The organism is Kribbella italica (genome assembly GCF_014205135.1).
In the GTDB taxonomy this organism is placed as follows: domain Bacteria; phylum Actinomycetota; class Actinomycetes; order Propionibacteriales; family Kribbellaceae; genus Kribbella; species Kribbella italica.
On the sequence record NZ_JACHMY010000001.1, the window covers coordinates 4,472,260 to 4,489,143 of the forward strand.

At 69.0% G+C, this 16,884-nt stretch carries 16 protein-coding genes; 11 read left to right on the forward strand and 5 right to left on the reverse strand.

The features are described from left to right. Positions 1–39: 39 nt before the first annotated feature. From HDA39_RS20610 to HDA39_RS20630, 5 genes are all read right to left on the reverse strand, one after another. Positions 40–1,059 (reverse strand): ABC transporter ATP-binding protein, encoded by a 1,020-nt coding sequence (locus HDA39_RS20610; protein WP_184806360.1) that lies wholly within the window; start codon positions 1,057–1,059, stop codon positions 40–42. 68 nt (positions 1,060–1,127) lie between these two features. Further along, entirely contained in the window at positions 1,128–2,201 is a 1,074-nt protein-coding gene (locus HDA39_RS20615) for an oligopeptide/dipeptide ABC transporter ATP-binding protein (RefSeq protein ID WP_184797427.1), read from the reverse strand. Positions 2,202–2,250: 49 nt separating this feature from the next. Next, positions 2,251–3,252: an ABC transporter permease subunit gene (locus HDA39_RS20620; RefSeq protein WP_184797429.1), complete on the reverse strand. Its 1,002-nt coding sequence runs from the start codon at positions 3,250–3,252 to the stop codon at positions 2,251–2,253. Positions 3,253–3,259: 7 nt separating this feature from the next. Next, positions 3,260–4,306 carry an ABC transporter permease gene (locus tag HDA39_RS20625; RefSeq protein ID WP_184797431.1) on the reverse strand — a complete coding sequence of 349 codons (1,047 nt, stop codon included), beginning with the start codon at positions 4,304–4,306 and terminating at the stop codon, positions 3,260–3,262. 119 nt (positions 4,307–4,425) lie between these two features. Beyond that, positions 4,426–4,818 (reverse strand): (deoxy)nucleoside triphosphate pyrophosphohydrolase, encoded by a 393-nt coding sequence (locus HDA39_RS20630; protein WP_184797433.1) that lies wholly within the window; start codon positions 4,816–4,818, stop codon positions 4,426–4,428. A 56-nt stretch (positions 4,819–4,874) separates the two neighbouring features. Between HDA39_RS20630 and HDA39_RS20635 the strand changes: the two genes are divergently transcribed. From HDA39_RS20635 to HDA39_RS20685, 11 genes are all read left to right on the forward strand, one after another. Next, on the forward strand, positions 4,875–5,516 hold the full coding sequence (locus HDA39_RS20635; protein WP_184797435.1) for a hypothetical protein: 642 nt from the start codon (positions 4,875–4,877) through the stop codon (positions 5,514–5,516). Positions 5,517–5,638: 122 nt separating this feature from the next. Further along, positions 5,639–5,902 carry a hypothetical protein gene (locus tag HDA39_RS20640; RefSeq protein WP_337925822.1) on the forward strand — a complete coding sequence of 88 codons (264 nt, stop codon included), beginning with the start codon at positions 5,639–5,641 and terminating at the stop codon, positions 5,900–5,902. 11 nt (positions 5,903–5,913) lie between these two features. Beyond that, on the forward strand, positions 5,914–6,702 hold the full coding sequence (locus tag HDA39_RS20645; RefSeq protein WP_337925823.1) for a hypothetical protein: 789 nt from the start codon (positions 5,914–5,916) through the stop codon (positions 6,700–6,702). Positions 6,703–6,720: 18 nt separating this feature from the next. Next, the gene (locus HDA39_RS20650; RefSeq protein WP_184797441.1) at positions 6,721–8,598 is read left to right on the forward strand and encodes a fumarate reductase/succinate dehydrogenase flavoprotein subunit; all 1,878 of its coding nucleotides are present in this window, start codon (positions 6,721–6,723) and stop codon (positions 8,596–8,598) included. Then, positions 8,595–9,347 carry a succinate dehydrogenase/fumarate reductase iron-sulfur subunit gene (locus HDA39_RS20655; protein WP_184797443.1) on the forward strand — a complete coding sequence of 251 codons (753 nt, stop codon included), beginning with the start codon at positions 8,595–8,597 and terminating at the stop codon, positions 9,345–9,347. The genes HDA39_RS20650 and HDA39_RS20655 overlap by 4 nt, the downstream gene beginning before the upstream one ends. A gap of 255 nt (positions 9,348–9,602) precedes the next feature. Next, complete coding sequence (locus HDA39_RS20660; RefSeq protein ID WP_184797445.1) at positions 9,603–11,585, forward strand: ABC1 kinase family protein; 1,983 nt, start codon at positions 9,603–9,605, stop codon at positions 11,583–11,585. A 34-nt stretch (positions 11,586–11,619) separates the two neighbouring features. Beyond that, a complete protein-coding gene (locus tag HDA39_RS20665; protein ID WP_184797447.1) occupies positions 11,620–13,011 on the forward strand; it encodes an MFS transporter in 1,392 nt (463 codons plus the stop codon). A gap of 14 nt (positions 13,012–13,025) precedes the next feature. Further along, entirely contained in the window at positions 13,026–13,604 is a 579-nt protein-coding gene (locus HDA39_RS20670) for a TetR family transcriptional regulator (RefSeq protein ID WP_184797449.1), read from the forward strand. Between the two features lie 3 nt (positions 13,605–13,607). Next, on the forward strand, positions 13,608–15,212 hold the full coding sequence (locus tag HDA39_RS20675) for a carboxylesterase/lipase family protein (RefSeq protein WP_184797451.1): 1,605 nt from the start codon (positions 13,608–13,610) through the stop codon (positions 15,210–15,212). A 24-nt stretch (positions 15,213–15,236) separates the two neighbouring features. Beyond that, positions 15,237–15,524 (forward strand): 4a-hydroxytetrahydrobiopterin dehydratase, encoded by a 288-nt coding sequence (locus HDA39_RS20680; protein ID WP_184797453.1) that lies wholly within the window; start codon positions 15,237–15,239, stop codon positions 15,522–15,524. Between the two features lie 84 nt (positions 15,525–15,608). Next, positions 15,609–16,883, forward strand: coding sequence for a phosphodiester glycosidase family protein (locus HDA39_RS20685; protein WP_202893072.1), 1,275 nt, complete (start codon positions 15,609–15,611; stop codon positions 16,881–16,883). Position 16,884: the final 1 nt, after the last annotated feature.

A 16,884-nucleotide genomic window follows, 5' to 3' on the forward strand; every position in this document is an offset into this window, starting at 1 on the left:
CAGTGCGGGACGGAGACCGTTTGTTACCGTCTGTGTCCGTCAGACGACGTCGCGTTCCTCCGGGAAGTGACAGGCGGCCGCGTGGCCGGGGGCTCCGATCTGGACCAGTGGCGGCTCCTGCTCGGCGCAGACGTCCTGCGCCTTCCAGCAACGAGTACGGAACCGGCAACCGGACGGCGGGTTCAGGGGGCTGGGTACGTCGCCGGTCAGCCGGATCCGTTCGCGGCGCTTGACCGCGTCCGGGTCGGGCTCGGGAACCGCCGACAGCAGCGCGTGGGTGTACGGGTGCCGCGAGTGGTTGTACAGCTCGTCCCGGGTCGCGATCTCGACGATCTTGCCCAGGTACATCACCGCCACCCGGTCGGAGATGTGCCGCACCACGGACAGGTCATGGGCGACGAACAGGTAGGTCAGGTCGAACTCGTCCTGCAGGTCGTCCAGCAGGTTCACCACCTGGGCCTGGATCGACACGTCCAGCGCCGAGACCGGCTCGTCGCAGACGATCAGCCTCGGCCGCAGCGCGAGCGCGCGGGCGATCCCGATCCGCTGCCGCTGCCCGCCGGAGAACTCGTGCGGGTAGCGGTTGTAGTGCTCGGGGTTCAGCCCCACCCGGGCCATCAGGTCCTGGACGGCCTTCTTCGTGCCGCCCTCGGACTTGATGCCCTGGATCTCGTACGGCGCGGAGATGATCGTGCCGACCGTCTGGCGCGGGTTCAGCGACGAGAACGGGTCCTGGAAGATGATCTGCACGTCGCGCCGGAACGGCCGCATCCTGGCCCGGTTCAGGTGCGTGATGTCCGTGCCCTGGAAGGTGATCGTGCCGCCGGTCGGTTCGTCCAGCCGGGTGACGAGCCGCCCGGTGGTGGATTTGCCGCAGCCGGACTCGCCGACCAGGCCGAGGGTCTCCCCCGCGATCAACTGGAAGTCGATCCCGTCGACCGCCTTGACCGCGCCGGTCTGGCGCTGGAACACGATGCCCTGGGTGACCGGGAAGTGCCGCTGCAGGCCCTTCACGTCCAGCAGCACCTCGCCGCGGACCCCGCCGGTGCGTTCGGGCATGCCCTTGGCTCGACCTGCGGGCTTCGGAGTGGAGGTCGTGGTCACGTTGTCCCCTTGGGTGGCCGCGCTCACAGCGCCGGCTTGATCTGCTCGGTGAACAACCGCTGCCGCTCGGGACTGTCGATGTGGCAGCGGGAGGCGTGCGGGCCACCGCCGATCTGCAGCAGCTCCGGTACGTCGGTGACGCAGAGGTCACCGGGCACCTTGCCGCGGAAGTCGCAACGCGGGTGGAACGGGCAGCCGGTCGGCAGGTTGATCAGAGAGGGCGGCGAGCCCTTGATCGACTTCAGCCGGTCGCCGCCACCGGTGATCCGCGGGATCGAGCCGAGCAGGCCCCAGGTGTAGGGGTGCTCGGGCCGGTAGAAGATGTCCCGGACGTCGCCGGCCTCGACCACCCGGCCGCCGTACATCACCACCAGCTTCTCCGCCATCTGGGCGACCACGCCCAGATCGTGGGTGATGATGATGATCGCGGAGTTGAACTCCTTCTGCAGGTCGTTCATCAGGTCCAGGATCTGGGCCTGCACGGTGACGTCGAGCGCCGTGGTCGGCTCGTCGGCGATCAGCAGCCGTGGGTCGCACATCAGCGCCATCGCGATCATCGCGCGCTGCCGCATCCCGCCGGAGAACTGGTGCGGGTAGTCGTGGAACCGGCTGGCCGGCGACGGGATGCCGACCCGGTCCAGCATGTCGATCGCCCGCTTCTTGGCGACCGCCTTGGACACGTCGTTGTGCACCAGGTACGCCTCGACCAGCTGGTCGCCGATCCGGTAGAACGGGTGCATCGCCGACAGCGGGTCCTGGAAGATCATCGAGACCTTGTTGCCGCGCAGGCGGCGCATCTCCTCGACCCGCATCGAGACCAGCTCGTCGCCGTCCAGCCAGATCTCGCCCTCGACCTGCGCCCGGCTGCCCTTGTGCAGGCCCATGATCGCCAGGCTGGTGACGCTCTTGCCGGACCCCGACTCGCCGACGATGCCGAGCGTCTCGCCCGGCCGCAGCGAGAAGCTCAGCCCGTTCACGGCGCGGACCAGACCGTCGTCGGTGGGGAAGCGCACCTGCAGGTCGCGGACCTCGAGGAAGGCCTCGGGGTCCCGCGTGCCGGCCGGCTTGGTCGGCTCGGTGGATGCGGTCGTGCTCACAGGGTCGACTCCGTCCGGAAGCTGGTCTCTGGGCTGACTACTGCCGCGCTCACGAGAGCCGCACCCGCGGGTCGATGAAGGCGTACAGCACGTCGACGACGATGTTGGCGAAGACCACGAAGAACGCGGCGACCAGGACGACGCCCATCACCACCGGCAGGTCGTTGCCGAGCACCGAGTCGATCGACAGCTTGCCCAGGCCCTGGATGCTGAAGATCCGTTCGGTGATCACGGCGCCGCCGAGCAGCGCGCCCAGGTCGAGACCGAAGATCGTCACGATCGGCGTCAGTGCGGCGCGCAGGCCGTGCTTGAAGACCACCTTGCGCTCGCCCAGGCCCTTGGCCCGCGCGGTGCGGATGTAGTCCTCGTTCATCGTGTCGATCATGTTGGCCCGGGTGAGCCGGGTGTAGAGCGCCGCGTTGACCAGCGCCAGCGTCACCCACGGCAGGATGTAGAACTGGAAGAACGGTCCTATCCCGGCCGATGGACTGGAGTTCGCCTGATCTGGATAGGGCAGTATCCCGCCCTTGACGATGAAGACGAACACCAGCAGGTAGCCGAGGACGAGCGTTGGGAACGAAACACCGAACAACGCCAGTCCGACGCTGAGTTTGTCCACCCATTTGCCCTTGCGCAGAGCCGCGATCAGCCCCAGCAGCACACCGGAGACCAGCCAGAGAACGGCGGCCCCGGTGGCCAGCCAGAACGTCGGGCCGATCGCGTCGGTGATCGAGTCGGTGACCTGCAGGCCGTTCTGCAGCGAACGGTCCAGGCACGGCCACGAGCAGTGCTCCTGGGAGCCCTCCGTGCCGAGCTCGCGGCCACCGGGGTTGACCAGACCGCCCATGTACCGGCCGTACTGGACGATCAGCGGGTCGTCGAACCCGTACGACGCATTGACCTCGGCGATCCGCTCGGTGTTGCAATCCTTGCCGCAGATCAGCAGGGCCGGGTTGGCCGGCGTCGCCCAGAACAGGAAGAAGGTGATGGCGCTGATCGCGAACAGGATCATGACCATCTGTAGCAAGCGGCGGACGATGTAGTTGAACACGCTTCGGTCAGCTCCGTCCGGCTCGCGGGTCGAGCGCGTCGCGCACCGAGTCACCCAGCAGGTTGAAGGCGAGCACTGTGATGAACAGCATCGCGCCAGGGAAGAAGAGGTAGAGCGGGTTGCCCTCGTACCAGTTCGAGGCGTCGGAGATCATCCGGCCCCACGACGAGGTCGGCTCCTTGACGCCGACGCCGAGGAAGGACAGCGCGGCCTCGGCGGTGATGTAGGTCGGGATGATCAGCGTCGAGTAGACCAGCAGCGTCGGGATCAGGTTCGGCAGGATCTGCTTGAAGATCACGTAGCCGGGACCGGCACCGAGCGAGCGGGCCGCGTCGATGAACTCGCGCTCCCGGATCGACAGCGTCTGGCCGCGCACGATCCGGGCCAGGTAGGCCCAGCCGAAGAAGCCGAGCACGAAGATCAGTACGCCCATCCGCAGCGTGTTGTTGTCCGGGATCCCGAAGGTGTCCTGCGCCCGGTCCGCGATCACCGGCGTCAGCGCCAGGATGAACAGCAGCGTCGGGAAGCTGAGCAGGATGTCCATCAAGCGGCTGATCAGGGCGTCGACCCAGCCGCGGAAGTAACCGGCCACCATGCCCATGACGGTGCCGAGCACCACGGCCACGACCGTGCCGCCGAGGGCGACCAGCAAGGAAGAGCGAGCGCCGTACACGAGCCGCGCGAACACGTCGCGACCGTTCTGCGGCTCGACGCCGAGCCAGTGCTCGGAGCTCATCCCGCTGCCGAACAGGCCACCGGCCGGTATACCACCCAGCGAGGAGTCCAGCAGGTCGTTGCCGTTGCTGTCCTTGAAGTTCGGCTGATCCGGCGGGAAGCCGCTGATCTTCACGATCAGCGGGGCACAGATGGCGATCAGGATGATCAGCACGATGACGATCGCGCTGATCAGGGCAATCTTGTCCTTGCGCAGCCGCGCCCAGGCGATCTGCCCGAGCGAACGGCCTTCGATCTGCTTCGCCTCGGCGGTCTCGGCGATGTGTTCAGCGGGGAGTCCGCCGTCGGGCGGGGAAGCTTCGGTCGCTCCCAGAGTCATTGTTTTTCCCCAAGCCTTCCGGTCGAGCGAAAAATGTCTTCGCGGCCTGGCCGGAACCCTACAAATCTCGCAGTGTGGACGCCACGGGACGGGCCACCTCGTCGCTGAATCGTGACTGATCACCCATCGGCGACCAGATGGTGACCGAGCGTGGCCAGAAACGGCCGGTCGGCCGGGAGCCAACCGAGAGTTCCCAGGTCAGCGGCCTGCACCCAACGGATCTCGGTGTGCTCGCGCAGCACCGGTAACCAGTCGTGACCGGCCGGTTCGGCCAGGTAAACGCGTAAAACGTATTTGTCCCCGATGAGTTCTTCCCCGGGCAAAGCGGCGCCGACAATGATTCGGAGTCCCAACTCCTCCTCGATTTCCCGGGCGGCGGCCACTTCGTCGGACTCTCCCGGCTCCACCTTGCCGCCGGGAAACTCCCACCCGCCGTCCGGCCCCGGCCGCAACGCGGCCAGCACCCGGCCCCCGTCGACGATCGCCACGCCGACGACCACCCGTCTGTCCATGCGCCGACTGTGCCACCGACCGCGCGACTGTCGGTCCCGGCGCGCAGGATGTCGTCATGCCGCTGCAGAACAGAGTCCTGCCGAGTCAGGAGATCGTCGCGTCGCCCGGCCGCGGGTTGCTGATGGGCAACCGCGGCTCACTGCACGACACCGACCGCCGGCTCGGTACGGCGCGGTGGCGGTCGAAGGCATGGCTGTGCTGCCTGCTCGACTACAAAGGCGTCAGCCGCGACCCGATGCCACCCGGGCGGTGGACCGCCCTGTTCTTCTTCGACGAGGCCGTCGCGCTGGCCGCCGGGCATCGGCCGTGCGCGTACTGCCGCCGTACCGACTTCGTCCGGTACGGCGAAGCGTGGGCCCGCGGCCACGACCTGGCCGAGCGGCCCCGGGCCGCGGCGATGGACGCGGTGCTGCACCGCCAACGAGTCGAACCCCACAGTCGCCGGCAACGCACCACGCGCGCCGTCCTGGGGGAACTGCCTGACGGCGCGACGATCGCGGACGACGGCGGACCGGCGCTCGTTCTCGCGGGGAGAGTTCACCACTGGTCGTGGGACGGCTACGCCGCGGGGGCCACGCGGCCGTCGTACGACGAAGTGACGGTGCTGACCCCACCGGCGAATCTCGTTGTGCTGAAGGCCGGATACGTCCCTTTACTCCACGAAAGCGCGGTCGGCAACAAAGGGGAACCTAACTAGAAACACGCCGTACCGAAGGGTCTTCCGTTGTGCGCCGAGCGCGGGCAAAGTGTGCCCATACTTACAGCGACAAAACCATTACTGGAGTCGGTATGGGCGATGGCAGCAGCAGTGTGGCAGCTGTGCAACGCGCACTCGAGGCGCTGCACGGAAGCGTCGGGAAACTCAGCCAGGAGTACGGCGACACCCTCGGCGTACGCCGGCTGGTCTCCGACGTGGCCCGGTTGAGCGACGACCTGGCCGAGCTGGGCCCGCCCGACCCGCGGCACAGACCCGGACCTGTTCCGGAGGAACTCGAGGAGATTCCCGACGTGGAGTATGACGCGTCCATGTGGACAGAAGCAGAGCACGAAGGCTTCGGAGCACCGGACCGGCGCGCGCCCTGATGGCTATCGGGGTGAACAGTCCCGGTCGCGCGCAGATCGGGCAGAAGACGCTGCGAACCGACCGCTGGTGGCTGGCGCCGCTGCGGATCGGCGTGATCCTGGGCTTTTTCATCGTCTACGCGACGATCCGGATCTTCATGAACAAGTGGTACTGGGTCGACGAGCACCACTACCTCACGCCCCTGTACTCGCCGTGCATCACCGAGTCCTGCGTCCCCGGGTCCAGTCACCTGGGCACGTGGTTCGGCGAGTTCCCGCGGGTGATCCCGTTCAGCATCATCACCTTCGCGGTGCTGGCCGGCTTCCGGGGCACCTGCTACTACTACCGCAAGGCCGGCTACCGCTCGCTGTTCTTCGCGCCGTCGGCCTGCGCCGTCCCGGAGCCGCACAAGAGCTACACCGGTGAGCGCAAGTTCCCGCTGGTCGCGCTGAACCTGCACCGGTACTTCTTCTACGGCGCGCTGGTCTTCGGAATCCTCAACGTGTACGACGGTGTGCTCGCCTTCCACGGCACCGACGGCGGCTTCGGCATCGGCCTGGGCACGCTGATCATCTGGGTCAACCTCGTCGCCCTGTGGCTGTACACGCTGTCCTGCCACGCCTGCCGGCACATCGTCGGCGGCCGGCTGAAGAACTTCTCCAAGCACCCGTTGCGCTACCGGTACTGGACCTTCGTGTCCAAGCTGAACCCGAAGCACGGCACCTTCGCGATGGTGTCGCTGTTCACCGTGATCCTGACCGACTTCTACATCATGTCGCTGTCGGCGGGCTGGTTCTCCGACCTGCGCTTCTTCAACTGATTCGGACGTTAGCTACTTATGACTGAGCTGGAACGACACCAGTACGACGTGATCGTCATCGGGGCCGGCGGCGCCGGACTCCGCGCGGCGATCGAGGCCCGCGAGCAGGGCAAGCGCACCGCGATCGTGTGCAAGTCGCTGTTCGGCAAGGCGCACACCGTGATGGCCGAGGGCGGCTGCGCGGCGGCGATGGGCAACGCGAACTCCAACGACAACTGGCAGGTCCACTACCGCGACACGATGCGCGGCGGGAAGTTCCTGAACAACTGGCGGATGGCCGAGCTGCACGCGCAGGAAGCCCCCGACCGGGTCTGGGAGCTGGAGACGTACGGCGCGCTGTTCGACCGGACGCCGGACGGCCGGATCAGCCAGCGCAACTTCGGTGGTCACTCCTACCCGCGGCTCGCGCACGTCGGCGACCGGACCGGGCTGGAGCTGATCCGCACCCTGCAGCAGAAGATCGTTTCCCTGCAGCAGGAGGACTTCCAGGCCACCGGCGACTACGAGGCCAACCTCAAGGTGTACGCCGAGTGCACGGTCACCGAGCTGCTGAAGGACGGCGACGCGATCTCCGGTGCCTTCGGCTACTGGCGTGAGTCGGGCCGCTTCATCCTGTTCGACGCACCGGCCGTCATCCTGGCCACCGGCGGCGTCGGCAAGTCGTTCAAGGTCACCTCGAACTCCTGGGAGTACACCGGGGACGGCCACGCCCTGGCGATGCGGGCCGGCGCGACGCTGATCAACATGGAGTTCATCCAGTTCCACCCGACCGGCATGGTCTGGCCGCCGTCGGTGAAGGGCATCCTGGTCACCGAGTCGGTCCGTGGTGACGGCGGGGTGCTGCGCAACTCCGAGGGCAAGCGGTTCATGTTCGACTACGTGCCGGACGTGTTCCGGGCGCAGTACGCGGACACCGAGGAAGAGGCCGACCGCTGGTACAAGGACGCCGACAACAACCGGCGCCCACCGGAGCTGCTGCCCCGCGACGAGGTCGCCCGGGCGATCAACTCCGAGGTCAAGGCCGGGCGCGGTACGCCGCACGGCGGTGTCTTCCTGGACGTGTCGACCCGGCTGCCGGCCGAGGAGATCACCCGGCGGCTGCCGTCGATGCACCACCAGTTCAAGGAACTGGCCGACGTCGACATCACCGCCGAGCCGATGGAGGTCGGGCCGACCTGCCACTACGTGATGGGTGGCGTCGAGGTCGACCCCGACACCGCGTCGTCCGTCGTACCGGGACTGTTCGCGGCCGGTGAGGTTGCCGGTGGCATGCACGGGTCGAACCGGCTGGGCGGCAACTCGCTGTCCGACCTGCTGGTGTTCGGCCGGCGGGCCGGGATGGGCGCCGCGATCTACCTGGACTCGCTCGGGGACGACCGGCCGAAGATCTCCGAGGCCGACATCGACACGGCGGCGGCCGAGGCGCTGGCGCCGTTCGAGCTGGAGGGTGGGGAGAACCCGTACACCATCCACCAGGAACTGCAGCAGTCGATGAACGACCTGGTCGGCATCATCCGCAAGGCCGAGGAGATGGAGCAGGCGCTGGCGCGGCTGGCCGAGTTCCGCGGCCGGATCGCGAAGATGACCGTCGAGGGGCACCGGCAGTTCAACCCCGGCTGGCACCTCGCGCTGGACCTGCGCAACATGCTGACCGTGTCGGAGTGCGTGGCCAAGGCGGCGCTGGACCGGCAGGAGTCCCGCGGCGGTCACACCCGCGACGACTTCCCCGGCATGAACGCCGAGTGGCGCAAGCTGCTGCTGGTCTGCCGGCTGAACGCCGACGGCAGCGTCGACCTCACGAAGAAGGACCAGGTCCCGATGCGGGACGACCTGCTCGAGCTGTTCGAGCGGGACGAGCTGTCGAAGTACCTGACCGAGGAGGAGCTGCCGGCATGACCTACAAAGGCAAGTTCCGCGTCTGGCGCGGGGATGGTGAAGGCGGCGAGCTGCAGGACTACGAGGTCGACGTCAACGAGGGTGAGGTCGTGCTCGACGTCATCCACCGTCTGCAGGCCACGCAGACGCCGGATCTCGCGGTCCGGTGGAACTGCAAGGCGGGCAAGTGCGGCTCGTGCTCGGCCGAGATCAACGGCAAGCCGAAGCTGATGTGCATGTGCCGGATGAACACGTTCGAGGAGGGCGAGACCGTCACGGTCACGCCGATGCGCACCTTCCCGGTGATCCGCGACCTGGTCACCGACGTGTCGTTCAACTACACCAAGGCGCGGGAGATCCCGTCCTTCACGCCGCCGGCCGACCTCAAGCCCGGTGAGTACCGGATGCAGCAGGTCGACGTCGAGCGGTCGCAGGAGTTCCGCAAGTGCATCGAGTGCTTCCTGTGCCAGGACACCTGCCACGTGATCCGCGACCACGAGGAGAACAAGGAGTCCTTCTCGGGCCCGCGTTTCCTGATGCGGATCGCCGAGCTGGACATGCACCCGCTGGACGCGGCCGACCGCCAGCACGAGGCCCAGGACCAGCACGGTCTCGGCTTCTGCAACATCACCAAGTGCTGCACCGAGGTGTGCCCCGAGCACATCAAGATCACCGACAACGCGCTGATCCCGATGAAGGAGCGCGTCGCCGACCGCAAGTACGACCCGATCGTCTGGCTCGGCAACAAGATCCGCCGCCGCCCCAGCTGACCTGAGCAAACCCAGAAACCCCCGGCCCGCTGCGCGGCCCGGGGGTTTCTGGGTTTGGGGGTGGAGAAGTAGTGCCGCCCGAACGCTTCGCTGCGCTCGCTCACGATCCCGCCGCTCCGCCTCCCGCTCCGTTTCCCCGTCGTCCTCCCCCGACGCCGAGCCCGTAGGGCTCGGGGGCTGCTCACTCCTGTGGGGGAGGCAGCTCACCTGTGTGGGTGAGACATTCGCCACGTTCTGTCTTCTAGGGTGCTCGGCATGGACGTTCTGCTGATCGGGCTGGTCAATCTCGTCATCTTCATGGTGATCTTCGTGCCGGTGTCGCAGCGGCTGCTCGGGGTGCGGTTCGGGCTGGGGCGGATGGCGATCGGGGCCCTGCTCACCCTGCTGATCTTCAGTCCGTTGATGAACGCCCTGGTCGGCCCGCTGCCCTGGACCGGCTCGAACGGCGCCGCCGCGGCGTACCTCGGGCTCACCGCGCTCTGCTCGATGCTGGCCGGCCTGATCTTCCTCGTCCTGTCCGAGGCCCTCGTCCCGACCGGCTCGCTCCCCCGTGTCCGCGACCTGCGCCGGGACGTCGGCGGACGGATCGCCCGCACCCGTCGCTACCTGCAGATCCTCCGCATCGCCGTACGCCGCGGTCTCGGCCCGTACCTGCGCGGCCGTCGTCGCCCCGGCCGCGAGGACGCCGCCGGCCAGGCCGACCTGGCCCGCTCGCTGCGCCTCGCCCTCGACGAAGCCGGCGTCACGTTCGTCAAGCTCGGTCAGGTCCTCTCGACCCGCAGCGACGTGATCCCCGCGTCGGTCGCCAACGAGCTCAGCCGCCTCCAGGACCAGGTCTCCCCCGCTCCCTGGCCCGAGATCGAGCAGGCTCTCACCGAAGAGCTCGGCGCCCATCCCCAGCAGATCTTCCAGGACTTCAGCACCGAGCCGCTCGCCGCCGCCTCCGTCGCGCAGGTCTACACAGCCCGCCTCGCAGACACCGGTACGGCGGTCGTCGTGAAGGTCCAGCGCCCGGGCATCACCGCCCTGGTCCAGCGCGACCTCGACATCGTCCGCCGCCTGGCCCGGATGCTCGAGCGCAACACCGACTGGGGCCGCTCGATGGGCGTTCGCGCGCTCGCCGAGGGGTTCGCCGACGCGATGCTGGAGGAGCTGGACTTCACCGTCGAGGCCGGCAACATGACGACCGTCGCCGCCGGCCGGGCGGTCGTCGCCAACGCCGACGTCGTCGTACCGGAGCTCTACCCACGCCTGTCCACCCACCGCGTCCTCACCATGCAGCACCTCGACGGCGTCGGCCTGGGGAACGCGGCCGCCGTACTGGCGGAGCGTGGCCAGGACGCCGCGCAGCTCGCCAAGACCCTCTTCGACTGCCTGCTGAGCCAGGTCGCGATCGACGGGGTGTTCCACGCGGATCCGCACCCGGGCAACTTCCTGCTGCTCACCGACGGCCGGCTCGGCATGCTCGACCTCGGGTCGGTCGGCCGCCTCGACCCGTCCACCCGCGAGGCCCTGCAGCGCTTCCTGCTCGGCGTCGACCACGGCGACCCGGTCGCCGCGACGGACGCGCTGCTCGAGATCGTCAACCGCCCCGAGGTCGTCGACGAGCAGGCCCTGGAACGCGCGGTCGGTCAGTTCATGGCCCGCCACCTCGGCGCCGGTGCCGCGCTCGGGCCGGCGATGTTCAACGACCTGTTCCGCATCATCACCGCGCACGGTCTCGGCGTTCCGCCCGAGGTGGCCGCGGTCTTCCGCGCGCTCGCGACGATCGAGGGCACCATCGCGCGGCTGTCGCCCGGTTTCGACCTGATCGCGGCGTCCCGCCGGTTCGCCGCCGCGCACGTGACCGATCGGCTCGCGCCCGACGCCTTACGCCGTACGGCGACCGAAGAACTCGCCACCCTCCTGCCGATGCTGCGCAGGCTCCCGCGAAGGATCGACCGGATCGCCGCCGCGGCCGAGTCCGGGCGGCTCGGCCTCAACGTCCGGCTCTTCGCCGACGAACGCGACCGGCGGCACTTCACCGCGATGCTGCACCAGGCCCTGCTCGCGATCCTCGGCGCGACGGCCGGCGTGATGGCCGTCCTGCTGCTCGGTACGCCGGGCGGGCCGCGGGTCACCGACACGATGACGCTGTTCCAGCTCTTCGGCTACAACCTGCTGGTGATCTGCGCTGTCCTCGTGCTGCGCGTTCTCGTCCTGATCTTCCGTCTCCCCGACGCCCGCCGCAGCGGTTGACCTCAAGCGCGCTTGAACCGTGAGGATGAAGCGCATGTCTCAGGTTCACGCCGCCCCGCCCCGCCTGTTCGGCCGCGAGCACCTCGCCCTCGTGCTCGGCGTGGTCGGTCTGGTCACCCTCGCCGCGTTCGAGAACCGCGCGGTCGGTACGGCGCTGCCGACGATGGTCCGGGAGTTCGACGCGCTCGGCAGTTTCGGCCTGGCCAACGCCGCCCCCAACGCGTCGTACCTGGTGTCGCTCGCGCTCGCCGGACTGTGGGCGGACCGGCGTGGACCGGTCGCCGCGTTGCGCGCCGGAGCAATCACGTTCGCGCTGGCCCAGCTGCTGGTCGGTACGGCGCAGTCGATGCCGATGGTGATCGGCGGCCGGCTGCTGAGCGGCTTCGCCGAAGGACTGCTGGACGTCGCGCTGATGGTCCTGGTCGCCCGGGCCCTTCCCGCCGTCCTGCGGCCACGGATGTTCTCGCTGTTCGCGGCGATGTGGATCCTGCCGTCCGTGGTCGGCCCAGTGCTGACCGGCCTGGTCACCGAGCAGGTGGGCTGGCGCTGGGTGTTCCTCGGCGCGTTGCTGCTGCTGGTCCCGAGCTGGCTCTGCCTGCGCCCGGCCCTCCGTCTCACCGGCCGGCCCACGTCCGACCCCAAAGACCGGGAAGCCCTGGCCGCCCAGCGAACTTTGTTGCCTTGGGCACTCGCTGCCTCGGTCGCGCTCTTCACCCTCACCTGGGCCGGCGACCAGCTCGAGGGCCACCCGGCGGCCGCCTGGATCACGATCCCGATCAGCCTGGCGGTCCTCGCCGTCGCCGCCGTCCGCGTAATGCCGGCCGGCACCTTCACCGCCCGCCGCGGCTTCCCCGCCGTGGTCGCCGTCCGCGGCCTCGGCGGTGCCGCCTTCGCCGGCGCAGGCGCCTACCTCCCGCTCCTCCTCACCGTCCTCCACGAGTTCAGCCCGTCCAAGGCCGGCGTCACGCTGTCCATCACCGGCGTCAGCTGGGCCCTCGGCTCCTGGCTGCAAGGCCGCGACCACGGACTTCAGCGCCTCACCGTCCTCCGTGCCGGCCTGGCCCTGATGACCGTTGGCATCGCCGGTACGTCGTTGCTCGCCTGGACCGGCAACACGTGGCTCGGCCTGATCTGCTGGTCGTTCGCCGGGGTCGGCATGGGCCTCAACTCCTCCAGCGTCTCGGTCCTCACCCTCGACCTGTCCGACGCCACCAACTCGGGCCGCAACAGCAGCAGCGCCCAGATGGCCGGCACGATGAGCATCGCCGCGGTGTTCGCCCTCTTCGGCACGCTGCTCGCGGTCAACGCCGACCACCCCACCGGCTGGGTCTTCGGCGCCATCATCACCTCGTCCGCCGTACTGGCCCTGCTCGCGCTGCTCACCTCGGCCCGCATCCAGCCTCGAACGCCGGATTTGCTCGGGTAAGCTAATATTTGCTCATGCGAGCAAAACGAAGCCTGACCGAGCAGGCCCGCCGGGCCCAGATCGTCGCGGCGGCGATCGAGGTGATCGCCCGCGACGGCGCCGCCCAGGCGTCGTTCAAGGTGATCGCGCAGGAGGCCGGCCTGAGCAGCACCGGGCTGATCTCGTACCACTTCGCCGGCAAGCAGGAGCTGGTCGAGGAGGTCGGCCGGGAGATCCTCGCCCGGTTCGGCGAGTTCGTGCTCGCGCGGACCGAGGGCATCGAGGAGCCGGCCGCCGTGCTGCGCGGGTTCGTGGAGGCCAACCTCGAGTTCCTCCGCACCCATCGCAGCCACGCGTCCACGCTGGTCCGGATCAAGCAGGAGCTCGCGCCGGTCGCGCTGGCCCGCGCCGACCAGACGCAGCTCGCCGACGTCCTGCGCGACGGTCAGCGGTCGGGCGTGATGCGCGACTTCGACGCGCATCTGGTCGCCGTCTCCATCCTGTCGATCCGCGACGGCCTGATCCGTCAGCTCGACCTCGAACCGGACCTCGACCTGACCGCCGCAGCCCGCGAGTTCACCACGCTCGTCGACCTCGCCACCCGGAAGGCCTGACCGATGACCCGACGCGCCGCCCTACTCGTCCCCCTCGTCCTCACCCTCGCGCTCGTTGCTGGTTGCAACGAAAAGTCCGCGCCGAAGGCCGCTGAACCGCCAGGCCCGGTCGTGCGCACCGACACCGGCGCGGTCAGCGGCACGGTCCTGAAGGACCGCCGCGTCTTCCAGGGCATCCCGTACGCCGCACCGCCCGTCGGCCCGCTGCGCTGGAAGCCACCGGCTCCCGCACAGCCGTGGACCGGCGTCCGCCCAGCGACGAAGCCCGGCAACCGCTGCCCTCAGACCAAGAACGCGATCGCCGACCTCGGCAGCACCACCGAGGACTGCCTGGTCCTCAACGTCACGACGCCGAGGACGGCCGGTCCCGAGCAGCGCAAACCGGTGATGGTCTGGATCCACGGCGACGGCGCGATCGGCTCCGGCGACCAGTTCGACCCCGAGCGGCTCGTGGTCGACGGCGACGTGGTCGTGGTGACCTTCAACTTCCGGCTCGGGGTCTTCGGCGGCTTCGGCCTGCCCGAGATGCCGGGCTCCGGCACGATCGGCCTGCAGGACCAGCGCGCCGCGCTCGAGTGGGTGCAGCGCAACGCGGCCGCGTTCGGCGGCGACCCGGGCAACGTGACGCTGTTCGGTGTCTCGTACGGCGCGACGTCGACCGGTGCGCACCTGCTCGCGGAGAAGTCGCGTGGGCTCTTCCACCGGGCGATCCTGCAGAGCGCGTTCACCGTGATGGACATGCCCGCCGGCTCGACGTACCCGGGCATCCCGGCCCTGCCCTGGTACGGCTGGACGACGACCAAGGACGCACAGACGCAGGGCCAGGTGGTCGCGAACCAGCTCGGCTGCAAGGACCCGGCGACCGCGCTCGACTGCCTGCGCAAGGTGCCGGTGGCCAAGCTGCTCGCCGTACCGCAGGTGATGAACATCTTCCAGCCGTACGCCCTCGGCAACGACGAGCTGCCGCCGGATCCGGTCCGCGCGCTGGAGGCCCGGCAGTTCGCCGACGTCCCGGTGATCGCGGGGACGACGCGGGACGAGCACACGACCTTCGTCGCGTTCTTCCGAGAGCTCGCGGGCAGCCCGGTGACGAAGGCCAACTACCCGGAACTGCTGCGGACGGCGTTCGGGCCGGCCGCGACCAGGATCGCGGCGCAGTACCCGCTGTCGGCGTACAAGACTCCGGCGCTGGCCTGGGCCTCGGTGCTCACCGACCGGCTCTGGGCGAAGGCCCAGCTCCGGCAGAACCAGTTGCTCTCGGCAAAGAATCCGCTGTGGTTCTACGAGTTCGCCGACCGCGACGCACCGCTGGACATCCCGTTCCCACCCGGTTTCGACCCGGGCGCGTGGCACGCCGGTGACGTCGGCTACGTGTTCCGTACGGCGGGCGAGAACAAGACGATGACCAAGCCGCAGATCGCCTTGTCCGAGAAGATCATCGGCTACTGGTCGGCGTTCGCCCACCACGGCGACCCGAACCGCGACGGCCTCCCGTCGTGGCCGAAGTTCACCGGCCCGGCCACCGTCCAGTCCCTGGCCCCTGACGCGATCGCGCCGGTCGACTACGAGCGGGAGCACCAGCTGAAGTTCTGGGCGTCGGTCGGCTGAGCGCGATGCCCTAGAGTGTGCGCCATGGCTGAGCTGCTGACGGATGACCAGATCGACGCGGCGATCCGCGACCACCTCCCGGAGTGGAAGGTGGCCGACAACGCCCTGGTCCGCAGCGTCAAGAAGGACTCCTTCCTGGACGGGATCCGGCTGGTCGCGACGGTCGCGCAGCTGGCCGAGTCGATGAACCACCACCCGGACATCGACATCCGCTACACCACGATCACCTTCCGCGTCTCCAGCCACGACGCCGGCGGGATCACCGACGACGACCTGGTGCTGGCCCGGCACATCGACACCGCCGCGGGCTGACGCACCCGAAAGCGTCATGCGGAAGTTGCTTACCTGTTAACTAGATCAGGCGAAAGTTTCCTCCCGATCGCGTTGGGTCCAGGCATGACTTCTTCCGTACGACGACCGCGCGCCGCCGTGGCCGGTGCCGTGCTGCTGGCCGCGATCGCCGGTCTCAGCCTCGCCCCGGCCGCCGCCGGCGCCGCCGGCAGCCTCACCCTGCCGCTGGGCGACCAGGACCTCACCGAGACCCGCAGCGCCCAGACGCTGACCGACGGCGTCACCCTGACCAGCATCGTGCGCGGCACCGAGCCGGCGCCGGCTGACCAGATCAACACCACCACCCGCGGCCCGTGGTCGATCAAGGTGCTGACGATCGACCCGAAGAAGGCCAAGGGCTACGTCAAGGCGACGTACGGGCCGGACCTGGCCCGGACCGAGAAGACCACCGCGCTGGTCACCGGCGCCGGTGCGCTCGCGGGCGTGAACGCGTCGTTCTTCACCTTCACCGCCAGCCAGCTGTACCCGGGCGAGCAGGTCGGTCTCGGCCTGTTCGGCGGCAAGCTGCTGAGCGAGCCGCTGGCCGACCCGGCCGAGACGAACTTCGTGATCGACGCCAAGACCAGCAAGGCGCTGATCGGTCACCTGAGCTGGACCGGCACCGTGACGAACAAGAAGACCAAGGCCAAGCTGCCGCTCGAGTTCGTCAACCACCCGCCGGTGGTCCCCGCCGCCTGCGCGACGCTGACCGCGCAGACCGACTGCGCCGTGCCCGGTGACGTCTCGCTGTTCACGCCCGAGTTCGCCGCCGCGACGCCGGCCGGAGCCGGGATCGAGGTCGTGCTCGACCAGCGCGGCTGCGTCGTACGGACCGCCACCACGCGCGGTACGGCGCTGGGCGCCGGCCAGACCTCGATCCAGGCCACCGGTCAAGACACGATCAACCTGTTCCAGACGCTCGCCGGCGGGTGCGTCACCACGGCGCTGGCCGTGAAGGACGAGAACGGCAAGAAGGTCGCGCTCAAGGACAGCCTGTACGGCGTGACCGGGCGCGGCCTGCTCGTCCGGGCCGGCAAGGTCGTCGAGCAGCCGACCGGCGGCAGCTTCAACGACCGCAACCCGCGGACGCTGGCCGGCACCACCAAGGACGGCAAGATCGTCTTCGTCACCGTCGACGGCCGCCAGACCACCAGCGTCGGCACCACGATGACCGAGTCCGCCGCGCTCGCCAAGGCCCTCGGCCTGCGCGACGCGATGAACCTCGACGGCGGCGGCTCCACCTCGATGGCCGTCAACGGCGCCCTCGTCAACCACCCCGGCGGCGCCGAACGCGCCGTCGGCGACGCACTGGTCTACATCGACTCCAAGTACCAGGGCTGAC